An 18,795-nucleotide genomic window follows, 5' to 3' on the forward strand; every position below is an offset into this window, starting at 1 on the left:
TTCATGAGGTCAGGACGGGACGACGGGAAGGGAAAGCTCGTTCGACGCATCCGACTGCGCCCAGGTGACGTCCGCAGGACCGGGCCCGCCCGCGAAAGACGGGTCTGAGGCGGTGATCTCGACGGCAATGCGATGTCCGGTGTCGAATCGGTGCACGATGCCCGGAAGAGACACACTGACGGCCGTACCCGCACCGGTGAGAACGGCGGGCGCGGCGAGTCCGTGAATCGTGCGACCGATGCCGTCCGGCCCCACGTCGAGCAGGGTCACGAACACCGTGCACCGCCCGGTCGTGTGTGGACCGATCGTCAGAACAGGAGATCCGACGACGTCGACAGGGCCGGTCAGCGGGGCGCCGGTCCACCGCACAGCACCACCGGGAAGCGAGACCCGTGGGATCGGTGAGTCTCCCGCCACGCTCGGGACGCCGAAAGTGGTGGGCACCGGGCCGCCGGCACCGCGGAGTACGCGAGTCCAGGGTCCGGGTTTGTCGTTGTCTTGCAACAACATACCGTCATCCAGGTGAAGAACCGTCGGCGTACCGACTGGGAACGACTGCGACTCCGCGTAGGCCGGGGACGCCGATCCCGTGAAGGGAATCCAGTCGCGAAAGTAGGTGAAAGCCGGAATCGGCTCTGCTGCCCTGTCTTTGAGATGTCTGTCGAGCCAGTTTCCCACCAGAGCAGCCTCGTGCTGGGTGAACGGATCCGGCGCTTTGATGTCGAACTCCCCCGGGGCGGCCTTTCGGTCGTCGTGTCCCCACGAATGCCAGATCATCGACGTCTCGATACCTCGCGCGCGCAGCGCTCGAAATGTCGCGGACGCTTCACTCAACCCGAACAGCGAGTCCTTCTGTCCCTGGGCCAACAGCACCGGAACATTGACGCGGCCGAGGTAGTCGGCGGGCGAGGCATGACGCAAGGCAGCGAGGGTTGCCGGGTCCGGCGTTCTGTTGGCCGCGAAATCTGCCGCCGCGGCGCAGACCCACCGAGGATAGTTCGGGCAGTCGTCGGCCCTCGCCGGATCCGCGGCGTATCCGGACGGACCGGTGAGGACGGCGCCTGCGGCGAGAAAGCCCGACCCGAAGATGCTTTTAACGGCACCGACAGGGGACGCGCCCCCTGCATCGGGTGCCAACGAGCGGGCGAGGTCGTTCCAGGTGATCATCGAGGCCACCGTATCCAGCCGGGCATCGACCGACGCGGTGGCCAAACCCGTTGCGCCCGCGTACGAACCGCCGAGATATCCCACTCGCGGATCGCCGACCGAGTCGAGTCGAACCACGTCGAGGGCCGGCGCGGGTACGGTACGAGCGGGATCGAGGTACGCCGACGCGCTGTCGCCGGCCAGGTAATCGATCAGCGCGGACCCGGCCGCCCCGTCGTAGTCGGGATCGGCGAAGGATATCTTGCACGTCGACCCGCCGAACCCCAGTCCGGAGTACGTGAGGACGACGTACCCGTGGGCCGCGAAACGCGCTGCGGCGCCGCCCTGGTCGTCTTTGGACCCTCCGAAGCCGTTGCTGGTGAGGATCGCCGGAGCGCGGTGGTCGGGGGCGAGCCCGTCGGGCACGTACACGTCCCCCACGACCGTGCACTGCTGGTCGTGGCCGGGCCCGACGCGGACATCGAAGTAGCGGGTGTACGCGGAGTACCCACCCAGCGTTTGGGGCGCGAGATCCGGAAACTCGGCCGCATGCGCCGGTGCGGCGGCCCACGCCACGACGAGCGCCACTGCTGCTGCCAGCAGCCTCGACGACGTCATCGCGGACAGTTGTCGGGCGCGGCGACTCCGTCGAATCGGTTGTTCAGGAACGTCAACGCGGCGGGCAAACCCTCGAACGCAGCTTGGATGTGCTGTGGTGCGTGGACGACGTCGAACTCCACGGTCGCGCCGCCGGCGCAGTACCGGGCCGCGGTGTCACGTAGCGCACCGATGGGAATGAGTGGGTCGTTGTCACTGGCCCACAACAGGATCGGGGCAGTCGGCACTCCGTCGAAGCGGACCAGGCTGTTCTCGTCGATGATGCGCTGCGCTTCCGGGCTGTCGACGAGCGAGGTGTTCTTGGAGACGGCGATGGCACTCTTGAAGGCGCCGGTCGCCAGAATGACCGGTGTACAGGCGTTCACGACTTGATCGCGCAGCCGGATGCCCTCGTCGTTGAGCTGCTCGGTGATCGGCAACCGGTCCGGATACTCCCGTTCGAGGCCGAGCGCAGCTGCGAAGGCCAACCCGAAGGCCTGGTGCGGCGCAAAACCGAGCGAGCGTGCGATGTTGTCGATGTCGGCAGGAACTCCTCCGGCGGCAACACCCACCAGATCGATCTCCGGTGCGTAGGTGGGCGCGAGAGCCGCAGCCCAAGCGGTCGCCATCCCTCCTCCCGAGTAGCCCGCCATCGCGACCCGGCTTGCGCCGAGTTGCAGCTCGGGGACGCGCTGCGCCGCTCGTATCCCGTCGAGCGTGATCTGTCCGCCGAGTCGCGCTGCGCCGTAGGCACTCTTGGGTCCGAGGTGGTCCGGAACCGCGACGGTCCACCCTCGCACGAGAGCCAAGTTGAGGAATTCCCTCTCCTGAACTCCCGTCGTGGGGTCGGGGCCGAACAGGGACTCCGATGGTGCGCACTGCAACCCGAGGGCGTTGACGAACGGTTGGTAGGACAGCAGCGGACCGCCGGGAACTCGATTCGCGGGCGCCAGCACGGTGCTGACCGCAGCGATCGCCTGCCCGCGGGAGTCCGAAGATCGGTACTGGATCTGCCAGATGTCGGCACCGGGATACAGCGGGCTCGAAAAACGGCGGCTGGCAACCACATCGCCGTTGGACCGTCCGATCAGGTCAGGTGTCTGCGCGTAGAGCGTGCCGGGAACCGGCGTCGGTTCGATCGGTTCGGCCCACGCGCTGGGCGTGGCACCGAGCAGTACGGGCAGCAGTCCCACCGCCAGGGTGAACGCAGCGAATCGCGCGCGACGACGCATCAATGGACTCTTCTCGATTCTCGGTCGCCGGATTCGCCGGCAACGCTGTGATGGTCGGTTCTCGGTAGGGTGAACGCCAGCGCGGCTGCGAATGCCATCACCGCGCTCATGGCGAACAGCACGGATTGCTGCGCTGTCAGATAGTCGAAAGATGTCGGCCGCGGCGGTAATCCGGAGAACAGAGCGGCTCCGGCCGCGGCGGTACCGACCGCGGAACCGATCTGCTGAACCGTGGGCAGCATTCCCGACGCGGACCCGATGGCCGTCGAGTCGATCCCCGCGACGACAGTGCTCTGCAATGGCGCGATCATCGCCCCCAGGCCCGCGCCGGCGAAGAAGAGCGGTACCGTCACCCACCGCAACACCGTCGGATCGGACAGCTGTTCGCTGAGCCCACCGATCACCCCCAACGAGGCAGAGAGCATCAGCGCACCACCGGGCACGACCCGAGAGTCGTACCGGAAGAACAGAGCCGGAGCCGCCAGTGACGCGAGCACTGCACCTGCTGCGAACGGCACCGTGAGCAGACCCACCGTCGTGGCGCTCTTGCCCAACCCGCTTTGCATGGTGATCGAGACGGTGAGAACGAACCCGGTGAAGGTGCCGTACAGCAGAGCGGACACCGTGCATCCGGACGCGAAAGCCCGCTGAGCGAACAACTCCACCAGCATGAGAACGTGCAGGCCTCGAGCTGCTCGGATGCGTTCGTACACCACGAACGTGGCCAGAAGTGTCGCACCGGTTCCGGCGGTCGTCACCGTCGCGAGGAACGACAGATCGACCACGATCGGATAGACGGTGAGAACGGTGCCGAGCGACCAGAGAGCAGACCCGATCGGATCGAATCGCGTTCCTGGGTCTCGTGTTCCGTTCACCCGCCTCGACAACGCCGAGCCTCCGAGAGCAGCGGTCAACGCACCGACCGGCACGTTGACGAGAAATATTGCGCGCCAGCCCAACCCACCGACGTCGAGGTCGATCAGCAGCCCGCCCACCGATGGTCCGGCCAGTCCGGCCAGGCCCGCGACGGCGCCGTAGAGAGCAAATGCTCTCGTGCGCAGTGAATCTCGATACGCGGCCGTCACGATCGCGACCGTCTGCGCAGACATGGCAGCACCTGCCACACCCTGAGCAACACGGGCCGCAATCAGATAGTGCGAGTCCGGGGCCACTGCGCACGCAACGGAAGCGAGGGCAAACGAGACGGCCCCGGCCACGAACAGAAACCGACGGCCGAAGACGTCCCCCAATCGCGCCATCGTGAGCAAAGCACATGCGAACGCCAACAAGTAGGCAGTGGGTATCCACACCTGTGCGGCGGCGGACGCATCGAGATCCTGCGCGATGGGAGGCAGCGCCACCGTGACGACGGTGACGTCGATCATCTGCATGGTGACCGCGCAGAGGCAGGCGCAGAGCGGTAGCCATGACGCCTGTCTGCGCACCGTCATATTCGACTGACGCCGGGCAGATGCGACATCATCGGAATCGCGGGGACATCGGGGACGAAGTAGTCCCCGAACGCGATCACGTCACCCAGGATCTCGGAGATCTTGGAGAAGTAGAGGTCGATCGACCGATCGGCTTCGTCGGTTCCGGGGTAGAGGAACTCGGCACCGGTGTGGTTGTCGAACCGGTTGATCCACATGAACACCTCCTCTGAGCTGCCACGATTACCGAAGAGGCCGGCGTGCGCACCGTCGAGATCCGCTTCACCGGGGAGGCGGCGAACGTCGACGTACGAAATCATCGGTGCCGACCACCCCGGCTGCGTGGTGATGCCCTGCTCGGGACCGATCAGTTCGAGCACCCGGTGGTAGGAGGTGTTCGCAAGCAACTTGCCCGTGTCGAACGCCTGCTGCGCGCGAGCGGCCAGTTTCAGGAACGTCGGCTCGGTGCCCAACTCGATCGAGATCGGGATCAGTGTCGAGTACCAGCCGATCGACGCGAACTCCCCCGCTGTCGCCCTGGTGCTCTTCGGCGTCAATCCCAGGTAGCTGATGCGGCCCGCCAGTTCGTATTCGGCGATCGCCGCCGCAGCGAAGATGCCCCCGATGAACTTGGCACCGACCGCGGCGCAGGCGTCGTCCACCGCCTGCGCGCCGGCACCGTCGAACAGGGGAAAGGAGCTGTGCGAGGTTCGGGTGTAGCCGTCGCTGGCGCGGCCCAGGGGCAGCGGAAACGTCGGCAGGTCCCCGCCGTTGTCGACCACCAGATCGATCCACTTCTGCACCGCCGGTGACTCGAGGGTGGTGGTGTCGCTCTCGGCTCGCTCCCTCTCACAGTACTCGAGGTAACTCCCGGGGGTGAACAGCTCGCCGTCGACTCCGGATGCTGCGTTGATGTAGAGCTGCCTGAGTTCGTAGAAGGTCAGGGCCTGCGAGATGCCGTCGGTGTCGAGATGGTCGATGGCGGCATAGACGACGAAATGGTCGTCGTGTTCGATCGTCCCGAACGAGTAGCAGTCCCAGCGTTCCGGACCGGGTGTGGTCTCCTGGACGTGTCGCCTGATGTCGGCCGTCGAAGCAGGCACACCGTAGGCCGTGGCCTGCAACTCGACGTCGTCCGCCGCAACCAGGTGTCGCACCGACCCCTCTGCACCGGTGCTGAACCAGCTCAGAAACGAATCATGGCGTGTGACAAACGAATTGATTGCGGACGTCATCGCCGAGAGGTCGAGTGGGCCCTCGATGCGGAACGTGACCAGGCACAGTCTGGAGAAGCGGAACGACGATCCCCGGTTGCGGTAGGCCGCGTCCAGGTAGGCCTGCTGGATGTGGGACGGCCGCACCGGGTGAACCGGCGCCGACGCCGCTGCGACGCGAGAGGCGGCGGTGGGCGTCCACGTGGTGAGGGCGCCGGTGGCGGGCGCCCATTTGTCGATGAGTCCGAATTCGACCACAGCACAAACCTTTCCGAGAACACTGAATTCCGCTGACCTCGTTCCGGTGCGGAGACATCAGTGCATCACCTGTCGGCCTCGAAAAGAACGGACATCCGGTGCGTTTGTGAAACGACCAACGCATTCTCGGGCCGGTGTTGTGCCCTCACAAACTTACTTCCGGCGTAGGTGATTCTGCGGAACAGGTTCTACTGTCGGTTCCGTCAGACGGGTTCGTTTCACGTTCACCCGTGACGATTCTCGACGACAGGAAGATCGATGCCGACCCCACCCCGGCAGCGCGTGAGCACCATTCGCGCCGCAATCTCCACAGGTGTTGCGCTGCTTTGTTCCGTCGTATCGATGGTGACGATGTCTCATGCTGTGGCCGAGGCGATTCCGGCGTCGTCCGTCGTGCGGATCGACCGTTTCGACGGTCACCCCGACACGGTATGGGTTCACTCCGGATCCATGGCTCGCGACATCGAATTACAGGTGTATCGAGCCCATTCGGCCGGCGCACCGACTCTCTATCTTCTCAACGGTGCCGCCGGAGGAGATGGCGGCAGCAGCTGGGTGGACAGAACGGACATAAGTGACTTCTTTGCCGACAAGAACGTGAATGTCGTGGTTCCGCGTGGAGGTGCTGCGAGTTACTACACCGACTGGCTGAACGACGACCCGGTACTCGGCCGAAACAAATGGTCGACTTTTCTGGGACGCGAATTGCCTCCTCTCCTCGACCGGCTTCTGGACGCGAGCGGCGCGAATTCCGTGGCCGGTATCTCCATGGCCGGTACCTCCGTTCTGCAACTGGCAATAGCGAACCCGGGTGTCTATCGGTCCGTCGCGTCCTACAGCGGGTGCGCTCGGACCAGCGACCCTGTGGGCGAGATGTACGTGCGGTCGGTCGTCGAGGCCCGAGGCGGAGGATCCACGACGAACATGTGGGGTCCACCCGGGAGCGAGCTGTGGGTGGCCAACGATCCGTTCGTCAACGCGGAGAAGCTTCGTGGTACTGCTCTGTACATCTCCAGCGGAACCGGAGCGCCCGGTCCCTACGACGTTCTCGGCGCTCCTGGCATCGGCAACGACTACGGCGCGCTCGCGCAGCAGCTCGCGATCGGCGCCGTCATCGAAGCAACGACCGACAACTGCTCCCACGAGATGGAGCACAGGCTGCAACAGTTGAACATCCCGGCCACGTACAACTTTCGCCCGTCGGGGACACACTCCTGGGCCTACTGGCAGCAAGACCTGCACGACTCGTGGTCGGTCATCGCACCGTCGCTCGGGCTTCCGGCGGGCACGCCCTAGCAGGCGTTGCCGCGCCACGACGAAGGGAGATCGAATGTACGACGATCCAGCCGAAGGGACGCCGGCCATCACCCGTTCATGGGTGCGATCGCCCTGGAGCACAACCGAGTTGATCCGAGCCAAGGGCGGGCGGACGGTCTCGGTGGTTCTTCCCGCCCTGAACGAGGAAGACACCGTCGCGGACGTCGTCGCCACGATCACACCCCACCTCGGAGGACTGGTCGACGAGGTCGTCGTCCTCGATTCCGGATCGACCGACAGGACGGTGCAACGAGCGGCATCGGCAGGTGCACAGGTCGTTTCCCGAGAGGAGGCACTTCCAGGAGTCCCCGTCAACGGCGGGAAAGGGGAAGTGCTCTGGCGGTCGGTGGCGGCTACGTCGGGAGACATCGTCGTGTTCGTCGATGCGGATCTCGTCGGCCCGGGTTCGCACTTCGTCCCCTCACTCGTCGGCCCTCTGCTGATGGAGAACGGAATTCACCTCGTCAAAGGCTTCTACCGGCGTCCGTTGTCGGTGGCGGGACAGACCGACAGCGACGGCGGCGGTCGCGTCACGCAACTGCTGGCCCGACCGTTGCTGACGGCGCTGGTGCCCGAATTGGCCGGCGTGCTGCAACCCCTCGGTGGTGAGTACGCCTGCACGCGAACGTTTCTGGAGTCCGTCCCGTTCGCACCCGGTTACGGGGTGGAGATCGGACTGCTGCTCGACGCGTACCACCGCTACGGGACGAACGGCATCGGGCAAGTGGGACTCGGGGAACGCCGACACAGGAACCGGCCGACTTCGGAACTGGCCGTGATGAGCCGACAGATCGTGGCAACCATGCTGACGCGACTCGGTATCGAGGACTCGGGTACGGGGTTCACCTCGTTCGCATCGACAGGACATCCGTTCGCCGCGACCGTGGCGCCTGCGCCCCTCGGCGATCGTCCACCGTTGGCGTCGACGATCCCGGTCTGACGGCAGAGCGGCGGCCGAATGTCGGCTGCCGCGTGTTGCCCATGCTGTACGACCGGCGGATCGGGCAGGGTGGCATCCATGCAACCCGATCGCACGGTGAAACGACCGCAGCCGTACGTTGCCGATCACGTCGATCGAGGGATCCTGCGGCTGCTGCAGACGGACGCCCGCCGCCCGTTCTCGTCCATGGCCGCGGAACTCGGAGTGTCCGATCAGACCGTGGCGCGCCGCTATCAGCGGCTACGCGACAGGGCCGGCGTACGCGTCGTCGCTCTCACCGAACCGAACCCGACCCGACACGAGCTCTGGTTGCTTCGAATACGAAGTGCAGCAAACAATGTCGATTCTCTGATGTCCAATCTGGCGGTACGTACCGACACCGCGTGGATCAGTACCGTGGCCGGCCCGCAGGGAGTGGAATCGACGACGATGGTGTTTCGAGAGCGAACCGAGACCGGTTTCGCTCTGGTGCGCGAACTCTCGGCTCAGCACAGCGTCGCGTCGGTGTCGGCGCAGCTGTGCATGAGTGTGTTCTTCGGTGGCCCGGACAGTCTGCTCACCAAAGACGACGGCCCCCTCGAGGCTGGACACCCGACCAACCTGCCGAAGCCCCGAGCCCGAAACGACCACGATCCCGACGGTCGACTCCTGCAGGCATTGTCGATCGACGGTCGGGCGAGCCTGAAGCAGCTGAGCAGGGCCAGCGGCCTCAGTGAAGACACCGCACAGTCTCGGGTGCACGCATTGGCGGCTGAAGGGGCCTTCTACTTCGACGTGGACTTCGATCCGACTCTGCTCGGTTACACGTCGACTTTCGCGATATGGGCCACTGTTGCTCCCGCCCAGTTGTCGCACGCCGGAATCGCTCTCGCCCGACACCGGGAGGTGAGCTTCGCCGCGGCCACCACAGGCAACACCAATCTCTATGCGGTAGCGCACTGCGTGGACGATCACGCGATGTACCGGTACATCACCGGCGATCTCGCTCGGCTCCCGGGCATACAGCATGTCGAGACCGCACCGCACCTGCGCAGCATCAAGAGAGCGCGACGCGACCTGACCTCGTGAGTGTCGAAAATCCCTGTCGTACGCGCAGGTCGTGTCGACAAACGCCGAAACGACGTCGACTCCCTCGACCGACCGAGTTCCGGACGGCACGCTCGGCCTATCAACCCAGCGACGTCAGGACAGTCTCGTGCCCACCGCGTTCGATCCCATCGAAGTATCCGGTCTCACTCTGAACAATCGCATCGCCATGGCGCCGCTGACACGACGGCGGGCATACGGGCCCGCACTCTCGGCGACTCCCCTGATGGCTCAGTACTACGAACAACGCGCATCGGCCGGTCTGATCATCGGAGAAGCCATGCAGCCCAGTCCGATCGGTCAGGGATACACCTTCACCCCGGGCATGCACAGCGACGATCAGGCCCGCTCGTGGACCGCCGTCACCGACCGTGTCCACCGCGCCGGGGGACACATATTCGGACAACTCCAACACGCAGGCCGCAACAGCCACCCCGATCTGCTTCCCGACGGCCTTCACCCGGTCGGCCCGTCGGCCGTCGCCGCCGACGGAGTCGTCAGGGTCAACACCACCGGCCCAGCCGTGCGCAAGCCCTATCCCACTCCGCGTGAGATGTCCCCGCGCGACATCGACGACACCATCGAGGATTTCGCGTCCGCCGCCGAGAAGTGCATACAGGCGGGGTTCGACGGCGTGGAGCTACACGGCGCCTACGGGTACCTCATCCACCAGTTCCTCAGCTCGAACGCCAACCTCCGGACAGACGGGTGGGGAACAACCGTCACCGGCCGCATCCGCTTCGCTGTCGAACTGACTGACGCGGTGTCCGACCGCATCGGCGCCGAACGCCTGGCCCTGCGCGTCTCGCCCGGGTGCACCGCCGGCGGAATCGACGAGGACGACCTCGACGAGGTGTACTCCGCTCTGGTCGACGAGTTACCGACCGATCTTGCGTTTGTTCACGTGTTCGAGTTTCCCGGCCACCGCGAACTCACCCGTAGACTCCGGCGGCGCTGGCACGGCGTCCTGATCTTGAATCCCCATCGCACCCACGATGATTGGCCGAGCGGGCCGGCCCAGCTGGACGTGGTCGAATCCGGCGTAGCCGACATGGTCGCCTTCGGTAGCAACTTCATCTCCAATCCCGACCTGGTGACACGGCTCAGGACCGGGGCACCGCTGACCGACGCAGATCACGCGACCTTCTACCTCGGCGACGAGCGCGGCTACACCGACTACCCGACCCTCGCGGACGCTGCGGGGCGACTCATGCCTCTGGCGTAGTGGTCGAGCACGTGCAATGGTTTCCGTACACCGGGTACAGAGAGGGAGGCACACCATGACGATCTCGGTTCGCCAGGTCGTGATCGACTGCACCGACACCCGGCAACTCGCCGAGTTCTACCGGCAGCTAATGGGATTCGAGTATATCGTCGGCGACGCCGACCTGATCGACCCGGACTGGCTTGCCATCACTGCACCGGACGGCACCTGGCGGATCGCGTTTCAGCAAGTCGCAACACTCCCAGCCGCAACGTGGCCGGACGGAGACCACCCGCAGATGATGCACCTGGACTTCAAGGTCGGTTCCGGGGACGAGCTCGACCGAGAGCACCAGCGCGCAATGGATCTAGGGGCAACGTTGCTGCGCGATGAGCGAAACGATCCGGAGGAGCCGCTGCGGATCTATGCCGACCCAGCCGGCCACCCGTTCTGCATCTTCGTCGGGCTGTAACCGCAGGGCGAAATCTACTGCGGGGAACTACTGCGCGGTGTAACCAGCGTCCACAGGCAAAGCAACGCCGGTGACGTAGCTCGCGGCGTCGCTGCACAGCCAAAGCACCGCCGCCGCAATCTCCTCGGGCAGCCCCAACCGGCCCAACGGCACTCCTGCCGACGCCGCGTCCGGGTCGAGCTCGCCGCCCGCGATCATCCGCTCGACCATCGGTGTGCTGATGGTTCCGGGGCAGACGGCGTTGACGCGTATTCCATGCTTACCGTATTGCAGTGCAACACTTTTGGTTGCGCCGATCACGCCGTGCTTGGTCGCGTGATACGTGGCGCGTCCACTGCCGCCGACCAGACCGCCGAGCGACGAGCAGTTGACGATGGCACCGGACCCCTGCTTGCGCATCTGCACGAGTTCATGCTTTGTCGATGCCCATACGCCCCGCAAGTTGACGGCCACGATCGTGTCGAATGCGTCGGCGGTCTCGTCCGCCGAATCGACCGGGGGAAGCATGATTCCGGCATTGTTGAACGCCATGTCCAGGCTGCCGTACGTCTCGACGGTCGCCCGTACTGCCGCCGCAACCTGAGACTCGTCGGAGACGTCGCACTGCACTGCCACGGCCCTGAGCCCGTCGGTGTTCAGCTCGTCTGCGAGTTGTCGGGCAGCGTCCCCGTCCAGATCGACGATCGCCACCGCGGCGCCCGCTTGCGCGAATGCGCGGACGGTGGCGGCGCCCATGCCGGCGCTACCGCCGGTCACGAAGGCGGTCTTGCCTGTGAAGTCGTAGGTAACTGTCATGTGTGTGTTCTCCTTCCACGCTGATCAGTCAATCCTGAATACGGTGCCGCGGGGAGTCACTGACGGGAGGCGCACTCGCGGGGTACCCCTCGCAGCCGACTGATCGACGACGAACTCTGTTCTGCTCTGGGCAGACAAACCAGCGCACTGCTGCCGCAGCGCAGTAGTTTGAGCAGGTCCGACAGAGGGAGAACGACATGACCGGCATCGTGTTCGTCCATGGCGCACTCGTTCGCGACGGAGCCTGGTGGTGGGGTCCGGTTTCCGAACTGCTACAAGCGAGTTCAGGGCTGAGCAGCCGATCCGTGCAGCTCCCCTCGTGTGCAGAAGGAGCATCGCACGACGCAGGTGCAGGCCTCGCCGAGGACGCTGCAGCACTTCGGCGAAGTCTCGACGAAGCCGACGACGATCTGATCGTCGTCGGACATTCCTACGGAGGGACGGTGATGGCCGAGGGAGCCGACCATCCCAACGTGCGACACCTGGTGTACATCTCGTCGTACCTTCCCTCCGTCGGACAAGCGCAAGGCGAGCTTCTCAGCAGTGAGCGGGACCCGGTTGCGGTGAGGCCGAGTTCGGCCGGAATGCTCGAAGTCGACGGATACGACCAAGAATCGTTCGGCGCGCGCTTTCTTCAAGACGTCGACGATCCCGCCGTACGTGCGAATGCATGGAGCCGCGTGACGGAACAGTCGGTGGCCGCATTCACGACGCCCACCACCCGCGCAGCGTGGCAGGGCCGAGAATCGACGTACTTCGTATGTGCGGAGGACCGATCGACTTCCGCCGGCCTGCAGCGCAGGCACGCCGCTCGCGCGACCCGCTCGATCGAGCTGCCGACCGGTCACCATCCGTTTCTTTCACGCCCCGACCTCGTCGCGAATCATCTTCGCGAGGTCGTCGACGCGTCGTGAAACCTGCTGCTGCGCAGCACAGGGCGATCTGGAGTCGCAGGACCATCCGGCACGGCGTCTGGATCATGCAGCGATGTGCGCTTGGCCGGTCGACGCGGACGTTCCCCCGTCGACGGGAAGAATCACGCCGTTGACGTATCGCGCCGCGTCACTGGCCAGGAAGAGGAAAGCCGGCGCGATGTCCTCTGTCTCAGCGAGCCTTCCCAAGGCAACTCGGTTCTCGAAATGCGGTCGGATCGTGTCGTTTCCGGTGATGTCAGCGAGGGCCTCGGTGTTGGTCACGGACGGGGCGACCCCGTTCACCCTGACTCCCCTTGGTGCCCAGTCCAGTGCCAGAGACTGCACGAAGAGCGAGACGGCTCCCTTCGAAGCGTTGTACACGGCTTGGTTCCAGTCGCCGCGCAGCCCGGAGACGCTCGATGTCGCGATGAACGTGCCGCCGCGCTGCGCAAGCACCGGAAGTGTCTGCTGCGCGAGGTAGAAGAACCCGTCGATGTTGGTCGAGCGCAGATCGGCCCACTGGTCCGCACTGACGTCGGTGATGTCCCCCGGGATGAATTGCGCTGCGTTGCTGATGACGACGTCGATACCGCCGTGATCACGAACCGTGGAATCGACCAGATCACGAACCTGGTTCTGATCGGATATGTCTGCCCGAACGGTCGTGACCGACCCCGCGGGTAAACCCGCCCGGGCAGCATCCAACTTCCGCTGGTCGCGTCCCACGATCACGACATGCGCGCCGGATCGAACGAAGTCGGTGGAGACCTGCAGTCCGATTCCGCTTGCGCCACCCGTGACGATGACGATGTTGTCGGTGAAGTCGAAAGAAGCTGTCCGCGTTGCCATTACAAATCCCGTCTCGAAGTTTTGCTCACCTGACGGGCGAGCAAACGCCACAGTACACCGTTCTGTACCGATCGGACAAGAACTTGGTCGGCAGTGTTCGGCGCCGTTATCCAGAACGCGGGATAGTGCCGAGCACCTGATCCAAGGCGGCCGCCAGATGATCGGTTGCCACCCCCGCCTTCCTCATCGCTTCGAAACCGCGCAGCACGGTCAGCAATGTCCACGCCAGCGTGTCGGCATCGACGCTTCCGGCGATGTCACCCTCGTCCTGCGCTTTCGCAATCCCCGCCGCCAGCTCGTCGTGCCACAACGTGAACGTCGACGAGATGATGTGCTGTACCGCCGCATCGCGAGCGCCGAACTCGGCCGCAGCTTTGGCCATCATGCAGCCGCGGCTTCGTGCCCCGACAACACCCACACGAGCCGAGTTGCGCAGATGCTCGACGAGTCTGTCGATGGCACGCCCGCCTCCGGACAGCTCGCCGTGCGCGTCCGACACGACATCTGCGCAGTAGCCCTCGAGCGTCCGCAGGAACAGGGCATGCTTGTCGCCGAACGCACCGTACAAGCTGCCCTTACCGAGTCCGGTGGCAGCGGTGAGATCCGCGAGAGAGGTACCGGCATAACCTGTTTCCCAGAACTGGTTTCGCGCGGACTCGAGAACTGCGCTTTCGGTGAACTCACGCGGTCGAGGCATGTCGCCCATTCTAGTCGTTGTATACCGATCAGTCCATAACGTTGGGTCGAGGATGTTCCCTTCATATCTCGGGCCTCGCGATGGACGGAACGTCCATCCCACACCGGCGAGCCATCACATAGTGTCGGCAGACATGACCATCGATCGAATTCCGGTATCGGGCGGACTGCTCGCCGTCGAAACTTTCACCGGGAGCACCGAGCCTGTTCTCGTGGTGCACGGCGTCTCCAGCCAGCGGATGCTCTGGGGTTGGCTGCGCGCCGCAGCGCCCCACCTCACACTGGTCGCCCCGGATCTCCGCGGACGCGGCGACAGCGTCGACGTCACCGGCCCGTCGTCGCTGACCCAGCATGCAGACGACCTGGCAGCCGTCGTGGATTCACTCGGACTCGACGCCGTGCACGTGTGCGGAATGTCGATGGGCGCCTTCGTGGCCGTGGAATTCGCAGCCAGGTATTCGTCCAGAGTGAAAAGTCTCGTCCTCGTCGACGGGGGCGTGCCGGTAGGACCGCCCGCCGGTCTCACACGGGAGAACGTCGCGGCGGTGTTCGAGGACAGAATTGCTCGAACGCAGCAGCGGTGGAACAACACTGACGACTACGTCGAGTACTTGGTGTCGACGTCGTTGCCGCTTCTCGACCCAGCCGATCCGCTGCTACGGCACTATGCCGAACACGACCTGGTCGACGGATCGGTCCGGCTCTCGTCCGCTGCGGTGGTTTCAGACGCCACTGACGTGTTCTTCGGTGACTCACGATTTCAGGAACTGACGATGCCCATCCGATTCCTGCACGCGCAGTGGAGCGTAGGCGCCGACTCCCCTCCGATGTACTCCCCTCACGACATCGACGCGCTCGACCTGACATCCGTCAGACCGCTGATGGGACTCGATCACGCCGGCACGATCATGACGTCTGTCGGTGCCGCCGCCGTCGGCTCGATGATCGACGAGGCGGTGCGAAGCGAGTGATTGCGGCCTCGCTCATTCCGTGACTGTCGCAGACACCCGCCTCGAACCACAGGGCTTGTAGAGTCGAGTCGTTGATACCTCGATTCCCGCGGGGACCTCCCGGAACGGATTACGAGTGACCTCGTCTCGGCAACCGCCAGTTGCACACGGTCGACATGAACGGCACCGAATCCGTTCCAGAGCCGCTCTCATCGAAGCGGCATGCGAGTTCCTCGCCGCCCCGATCGGCACCGAGGCGAGCATTCGGCAGATCACTGCGCGCGCGGACGTGGGAATCGGAACGTTCTACAACCACTTCGAGGGCAAGTCCGAACTGTTCGAAGCAGCCATCGCGCACACCCTGCACCGATTCGGAGAGTTCTTCGACGATGCCACGGCCGGTATCGAGGATCCAGCACTGCTGTACGCCAATGGGATTCGAATGACCTTGCATCTGAGGAGGACGCACCGACAGATGACCGACATAGTCATGCGACTCGGCATGGGGTCAGTCGCGAAAGACCGCGCGCTCGTTCCGCGTGCGGAGGCAGGACTGCACGCAGCGGCAGATGCCGGACGACTACACATCACCGATTTCGACACGGCAATCGCATGCACGGCGGGGTCGATTCTGAGCTGCCTGCATCTGCTCGCCGGCGACCCGACGGCCGACGTGGAAACCGTCGCGACCGAGTTGGCAACGAACCTGCTGCGAATGTTCGGCCTGCCCGAGCCGGAAGCACGAGCCCTCGCCTCGACTCCGCTGCCCGTGCCGTAACCGCTGGCGCCGCCGCGGAACGAACTGACGATTCGTCAACCGTGAACGGCATTGACGCCCCGGTCCCGCGGACGTGACGATCACGGCGGGAGAAGGGACATCATGACCACCACACGTATCACCGATAGCTCCGACAACACCACAGATGTGGACGTCGTCATCGTCGGACTGGGACCCACCGGAGCGACCGCCGCGAACCTGTTGGGGCAAAGAGGTATTCGGACAGCCGTGATCGAGCGCGATCTCACCGTCTTTCCCCGCCAGCGCGCAATCGCATCCGACGAAGACGCGCACCGGGTATGGCAGGGTCTCGGCTTGTTCGACGAGATGCTCACGACCATGTCGACCGACGTTCGCATTCACCTCAAGCACGGCAATCGGACGTTTCTGTCCATGACCTCCACGGACAGTTTCGATCAGGGTGTGCCCGGAATGGCGTTCTACCACCAACCCGAACTCGAACGTGTCCTGCGCGAGGGGATTGCGCGGTTCTCCACGGTGTCGATACTGTCCGGTGTCGAGGCCGTCGCCCTCACCCAGGACAGTGAATCGGCAACCCTGACTCTGCGGCCCGTCGACGGCGGTCCCGATCGACAGATCACGAGTAAATTCGTCATCGCAGCCGACGGCGGATCGAGCTCCGTTCGCAAGATGCTAGGAATTGCACTGCCGGGCAAACACATCCAAGAGCAATGGTTCGACATCCAACTCCGCGCTTGGTACGACCTACCCGTGGGCGCACCGCTGGACTTCACGTTCATCTCCGATCCGGAGCGGCCCGGCGTCGACTGCCCGTGTCCCATGGGATATCACCGCGTCGAGTTTCGGGTGAACAAAGGCGAGACGGTGGAGCAACTCCAGACCGAGGACGGTCTACGTGGCCTCCTCGCCGAACGAGGAATCGACTACGACAAAGTGGAGGTCTTCCGAAGCTGGGGGTACACCTTCCACATCCGCCAGGCCGAAACCTGGAGTCGAGGGCGGGTCTTCCTCGCCGGCGACGCCGCACACATCATGCCGCCCTTCGCCGGACAGGGCGTGTCATCCGGAGTGCGCGACGCGGCCAATCTCTGCTGGAAAATCGACGCCGTCCTCACTGCCGGCGCCGACCCGGACTTGTTGCGCAGTTACGAGGCCGAGCGACGACCGAACGTCGTGGCGCTCACCCGCTTCTCTCTCGGAATCGGCCGAATGGTCATGCTACGCAACAACTCGGCCGCCTCTGTTCGGGACGGACTCGTCGCGGGGGCGGCGAAGGTTCCGGGTGTGAGTCCGTGGTTGCGGGGAATGGGCCTCAAACCGCGATACACCTTGGGCACGAAAGGTGGCTATTTCGGTGGGACCGAGAGGCGACGTAGTCCGCGGGGATCGTTCGTCAAACAACCCTGGGTTGTCGGATCGGACCTCACTCCAATTCTCTTGGACACGATCCTGGGCAACAACTGGACCTGGGTCGGGTTTCCGTCCTCCCCCATCCCGCCGATGTTGGCAGATGCCGGTGTCGGCGAGGTGAAATTGCATTCTGCGTCAGACCTGGCTACTCATTCTGTCCCGTCCGGCCACTACGTCGACAGCGAGGGCGTACTGGAAAAGCAGATGCGCAAAGCCCGCGCGAACGCATTTCTGGTCCGCCCGGATCGATTCATCTTCGCCAGTGACCGCGAGATGACCGAGGAGGACTATCGACGCGTCACCGATGTGGTGGTGTCGGGGGTCCGCTCCGTTCGATGCAGACTCGGTGACTCAGCCTAGTCGCGCTCCCATTCCCCGAGCCATCAGGTCGTCCACGAACCGGCGGGTCAGCGGGTCCGTCCGCGTCCCTACCATCACGACGACCGATCGCTGCAGCGACGGCTTCAGCGGCTTGACGATGCCGGCGAACCGTGCGGGCAGTGCAGTTCTCGGGACCAGGGCGATTCCGAGGCCGGCATGGGCGAGTTGTGCTGCGGTGGTGGCGTTCCGGGTATGGGTGACGGCATCGAACTCGACACCGTGGGCTGTCGCGACGGAGTCGAACCACCCGCGCAGACCGTTGGACGGGTGGTAGTGGACGATCGGTCTGCCGGCGAGATCGGTCCAGGAAATGGCGGGCTTGTCGGCGAGATCGAGTCCCTCCGGGATCACTGCGACGACGTCTTCCGTCCCGATCTCGTGGGTGATGCCGGTGAACTGCGTGGAGGCGGGACCGACCGCGAGGTCGACGTCCCCGGTCGAGAGTGCGTCGGCCATCGCGTCCGCGCTGGTGAATTCGGTCAGATCCAATCCGATGTGGGGGTACTTCCGTGTCCACTTTCGTAGCGTGGGCGCGAGGACTGGGACGGTCATGCTTTCGGCGCACGCCAGTCGCAGACGGCCTTCACTCCCCTCCGCCAACGCTCGTCCAGTCCGCACGATGCGGTCGGCAGCGGACAAGGCGGCTCGGGCATCGTCGAGCAACGCCCGGCCCGTGGGGGTGGGCCGCACCCCGCGCGGGAGACGGTCCAGCAGCGGGGTACCGATTTCGGTTTCCAACGACGCCAGTTGGTGCGACAACGCGGGTTGCGACAGATGCAACGCCGCTGCCCCGGCCGTCACGGAACCGGCGTCCACGACGGCGACGAAGCATTCGAGGGCACGCAGGGTCGGCATCGGTCGAGGGTATGCGACGTCGGATTAGCTGGGACCCTTCGTCAGGTACCGGCTTATCGTCTGCGCGAGAACCGTGCTGAAGAACATGCCGATGATCGTGAGGATCACGCCGGAACGGATGTCGCCTTCGATGAAATTGGCGACGGCGACGACGTACGAAATCACAGCCATGACGATGCCTGCGATCATTCTGATTCTGGGGTCGATGTTCATGTGTGTCGGTTCCTTTCAACGGTAGGGCGCCGTTCACATCGTTTGTGAAGGAAAGTCCGCGGAGGGCGCGGAAGAT

General features: G+C 64.7%; 18 protein-coding genes. 9 read left to right on the forward strand and 9 right to left on the reverse strand.

What is annotated here, in order from left to right:
• Positions 1–9: 9 nt before the first annotated feature.
• From IEW02_RS21465 to IEW02_RS21480, 4 genes are read right to left on the reverse strand one after another with little or no spacing between them, the layout of a single operon-like run.
• A complete protein-coding gene (locus IEW02_RS21465; RefSeq protein ID WP_188546930.1) occupies positions 10–1,764 on the reverse strand; it encodes a CocE/NonD family hydrolase in 1,755 nt (584 codons plus the stop codon).
• The gene (locus IEW02_RS21470) at positions 1,761–2,975 is read right to left on the reverse strand and encodes a lipase family protein (protein WP_188546931.1); all 1,215 of its coding nucleotides are present in this window, start codon (positions 2,973–2,975) and stop codon (positions 1,761–1,763) included. Before IEW02_RS21470 ends, IEW02_RS21465 begins: the two co-directional genes overlap by 4 nt.
• On the reverse strand, positions 2,975–4,426 hold the full coding sequence (locus IEW02_RS21475; RefSeq protein ID WP_188546932.1) for an MFS transporter: 1,452 nt from the start codon (positions 4,424–4,426) through the stop codon (positions 2,975–2,977). Before IEW02_RS21475 ends, IEW02_RS21470 begins: the two co-directional genes overlap by 1 nt.
• Positions 4,423–5,877, reverse strand: a complete 1,455-nt coding sequence (locus IEW02_RS21480) for a condensation domain-containing protein (protein WP_188546933.1) — start codon at positions 5,875–5,877, stop codon at positions 4,423–4,425. Before IEW02_RS21480 ends, IEW02_RS21475 begins: the two co-directional genes overlap by 4 nt.
• A 258-nt stretch (positions 5,878–6,135) precedes the next feature.
• On the opposite strand from IEW02_RS21480, the gene IEW02_RS21485 reads away from it, so the two are divergent.
• The 5 genes from IEW02_RS21485 (at position 6,136) to IEW02_RS21505 (ending at position 10,896) form a co-directional block, all read left to right on the forward strand.
• Complete coding sequence (locus IEW02_RS21485) at positions 6,136–7,173, forward strand: alpha/beta hydrolase (protein ID WP_188546934.1); 1,038 nt, start codon at positions 6,136–6,138, stop codon at positions 7,171–7,173.
• 34 nt (positions 7,174–7,207) lie between these two features.
• Complete coding sequence (locus IEW02_RS21490) at positions 7,208–8,134, forward strand: glucosyl-3-phosphoglycerate synthase (RefSeq protein WP_188546935.1); 927 nt, start codon at positions 7,208–7,210, stop codon at positions 8,132–8,134.
• 78 nt (positions 8,135–8,212) lie between these two features.
• Positions 8,213–9,202 (forward strand): Lrp/AsnC family transcriptional regulator, encoded by a 990-nt coding sequence (locus tag IEW02_RS21495; RefSeq protein WP_188546936.1) that lies wholly within the window; start codon positions 8,213–8,215, stop codon positions 9,200–9,202.
• A 127-nt stretch (positions 9,203–9,329) separates the two neighbouring features.
• A complete protein-coding gene (locus IEW02_RS21500) occupies positions 9,330–10,445 on the forward strand; it encodes an alkene reductase (RefSeq protein WP_188546937.1) in 1,116 nt (371 codons plus the stop codon).
• A 55-nt stretch (positions 10,446–10,500) separates the two neighbouring features.
• Positions 10,501–10,896: a VOC family protein gene (locus IEW02_RS21505; protein ID WP_188546938.1), complete on the forward strand. Its 396-nt coding sequence runs from the start codon at positions 10,501–10,503 to the stop codon at positions 10,894–10,896.
• Positions 10,897–10,923: 27 nt separating this feature from the next.
• Here the strand turns inward: IEW02_RS21505 and IEW02_RS21510 are convergent, their stop codons facing one another.
• The gene (locus tag IEW02_RS21510; protein WP_188546939.1) at positions 10,924–11,691 is read right to left on the reverse strand and encodes an SDR family NAD(P)-dependent oxidoreductase; all 768 of its coding nucleotides are present in this window, start codon (positions 11,689–11,691) and stop codon (positions 10,924–10,926) included.
• Positions 11,692–11,888: 197 nt separating this feature from the next.
• Between IEW02_RS21510 and IEW02_RS21515 the strand changes: the two genes are divergently transcribed.
• Positions 11,889–12,605, forward strand: coding sequence for an alpha/beta hydrolase (locus IEW02_RS21515; protein ID WP_188546940.1), 717 nt, complete (start codon positions 11,889–11,891; stop codon positions 12,603–12,605).
• Between the two features lie 63 nt (positions 12,606–12,668).
• On the opposite strand, the gene budC is transcribed toward IEW02_RS21515, so the two are convergent.
• Positions 12,669–13,454, reverse strand: a complete 786-nt coding sequence (gene budC, locus IEW02_RS21520) for a meso-2,3-butanediol dehydrogenase (protein WP_188546941.1) — start codon at positions 13,452–13,454, stop codon at positions 12,669–12,671.
• A gap of 106 nt (positions 13,455–13,560) precedes the next feature.
• Positions 13,561–14,151, reverse strand: coding sequence for a TetR/AcrR family transcriptional regulator (locus IEW02_RS21525; RefSeq protein ID WP_188546942.1), 591 nt, complete (start codon positions 14,149–14,151; stop codon positions 13,561–13,563).
• A gap of 133 nt (positions 14,152–14,284) precedes the next feature.
• On the opposite strand from IEW02_RS21525, the gene IEW02_RS21530 reads away from it, so the two are divergent.
• From IEW02_RS21530 to IEW02_RS21540, 3 genes are all read left to right on the forward strand, one after another.
• Complete coding sequence (locus IEW02_RS21530) at positions 14,285–15,121, forward strand: alpha/beta fold hydrolase (RefSeq protein ID WP_188546943.1); 837 nt, start codon at positions 14,285–14,287, stop codon at positions 15,119–15,121.
• A gap of 115 nt (positions 15,122–15,236) precedes the next feature.
• Complete coding sequence (locus tag IEW02_RS21535) at positions 15,237–15,878, forward strand: TetR/AcrR family transcriptional regulator (RefSeq protein ID WP_188546944.1); 642 nt, start codon at positions 15,237–15,239, stop codon at positions 15,876–15,878.
• A gap of 102 nt (positions 15,879–15,980) precedes the next feature.
• Positions 15,981–17,630, forward strand: a complete 1,650-nt coding sequence (locus tag IEW02_RS21540; RefSeq protein WP_188546945.1) for an FAD-dependent monooxygenase — start codon at positions 15,981–15,983, stop codon at positions 17,628–17,630.
• Here the strand turns inward: IEW02_RS21540 and IEW02_RS21545 are convergent.
• Together IEW02_RS21545 and IEW02_RS21550 are read right to left on the reverse strand one after the other, a co-directional pair.
• Positions 17,622–18,506, reverse strand: coding sequence for a LysR family transcriptional regulator (locus tag IEW02_RS21545; RefSeq protein WP_188546946.1), 885 nt, complete (start codon positions 18,504–18,506; stop codon positions 17,622–17,624). The genes IEW02_RS21540 and IEW02_RS21545 overlap by 9 nt on opposite strands.
• 24 nt (positions 18,507–18,530) lie before the next feature.
• Positions 18,531–18,719 carry a hypothetical protein gene (locus IEW02_RS21550; RefSeq protein ID WP_188546947.1) on the reverse strand — a complete coding sequence of 63 codons (189 nt, stop codon included), beginning with the start codon at positions 18,717–18,719 and terminating at the stop codon, positions 18,531–18,533.
• Positions 18,720–18,795 lie beyond the last annotated feature (76 nt).

It is taken from the genome of Rhodococcoides trifolii (assembly GCF_014635345.1).
In the GTDB taxonomy this organism is placed as follows: Bacteria; Actinomycetota; Actinomycetes; order Mycobacteriales; family Mycobacteriaceae; genus Rhodococcoides; species Rhodococcoides trifolii.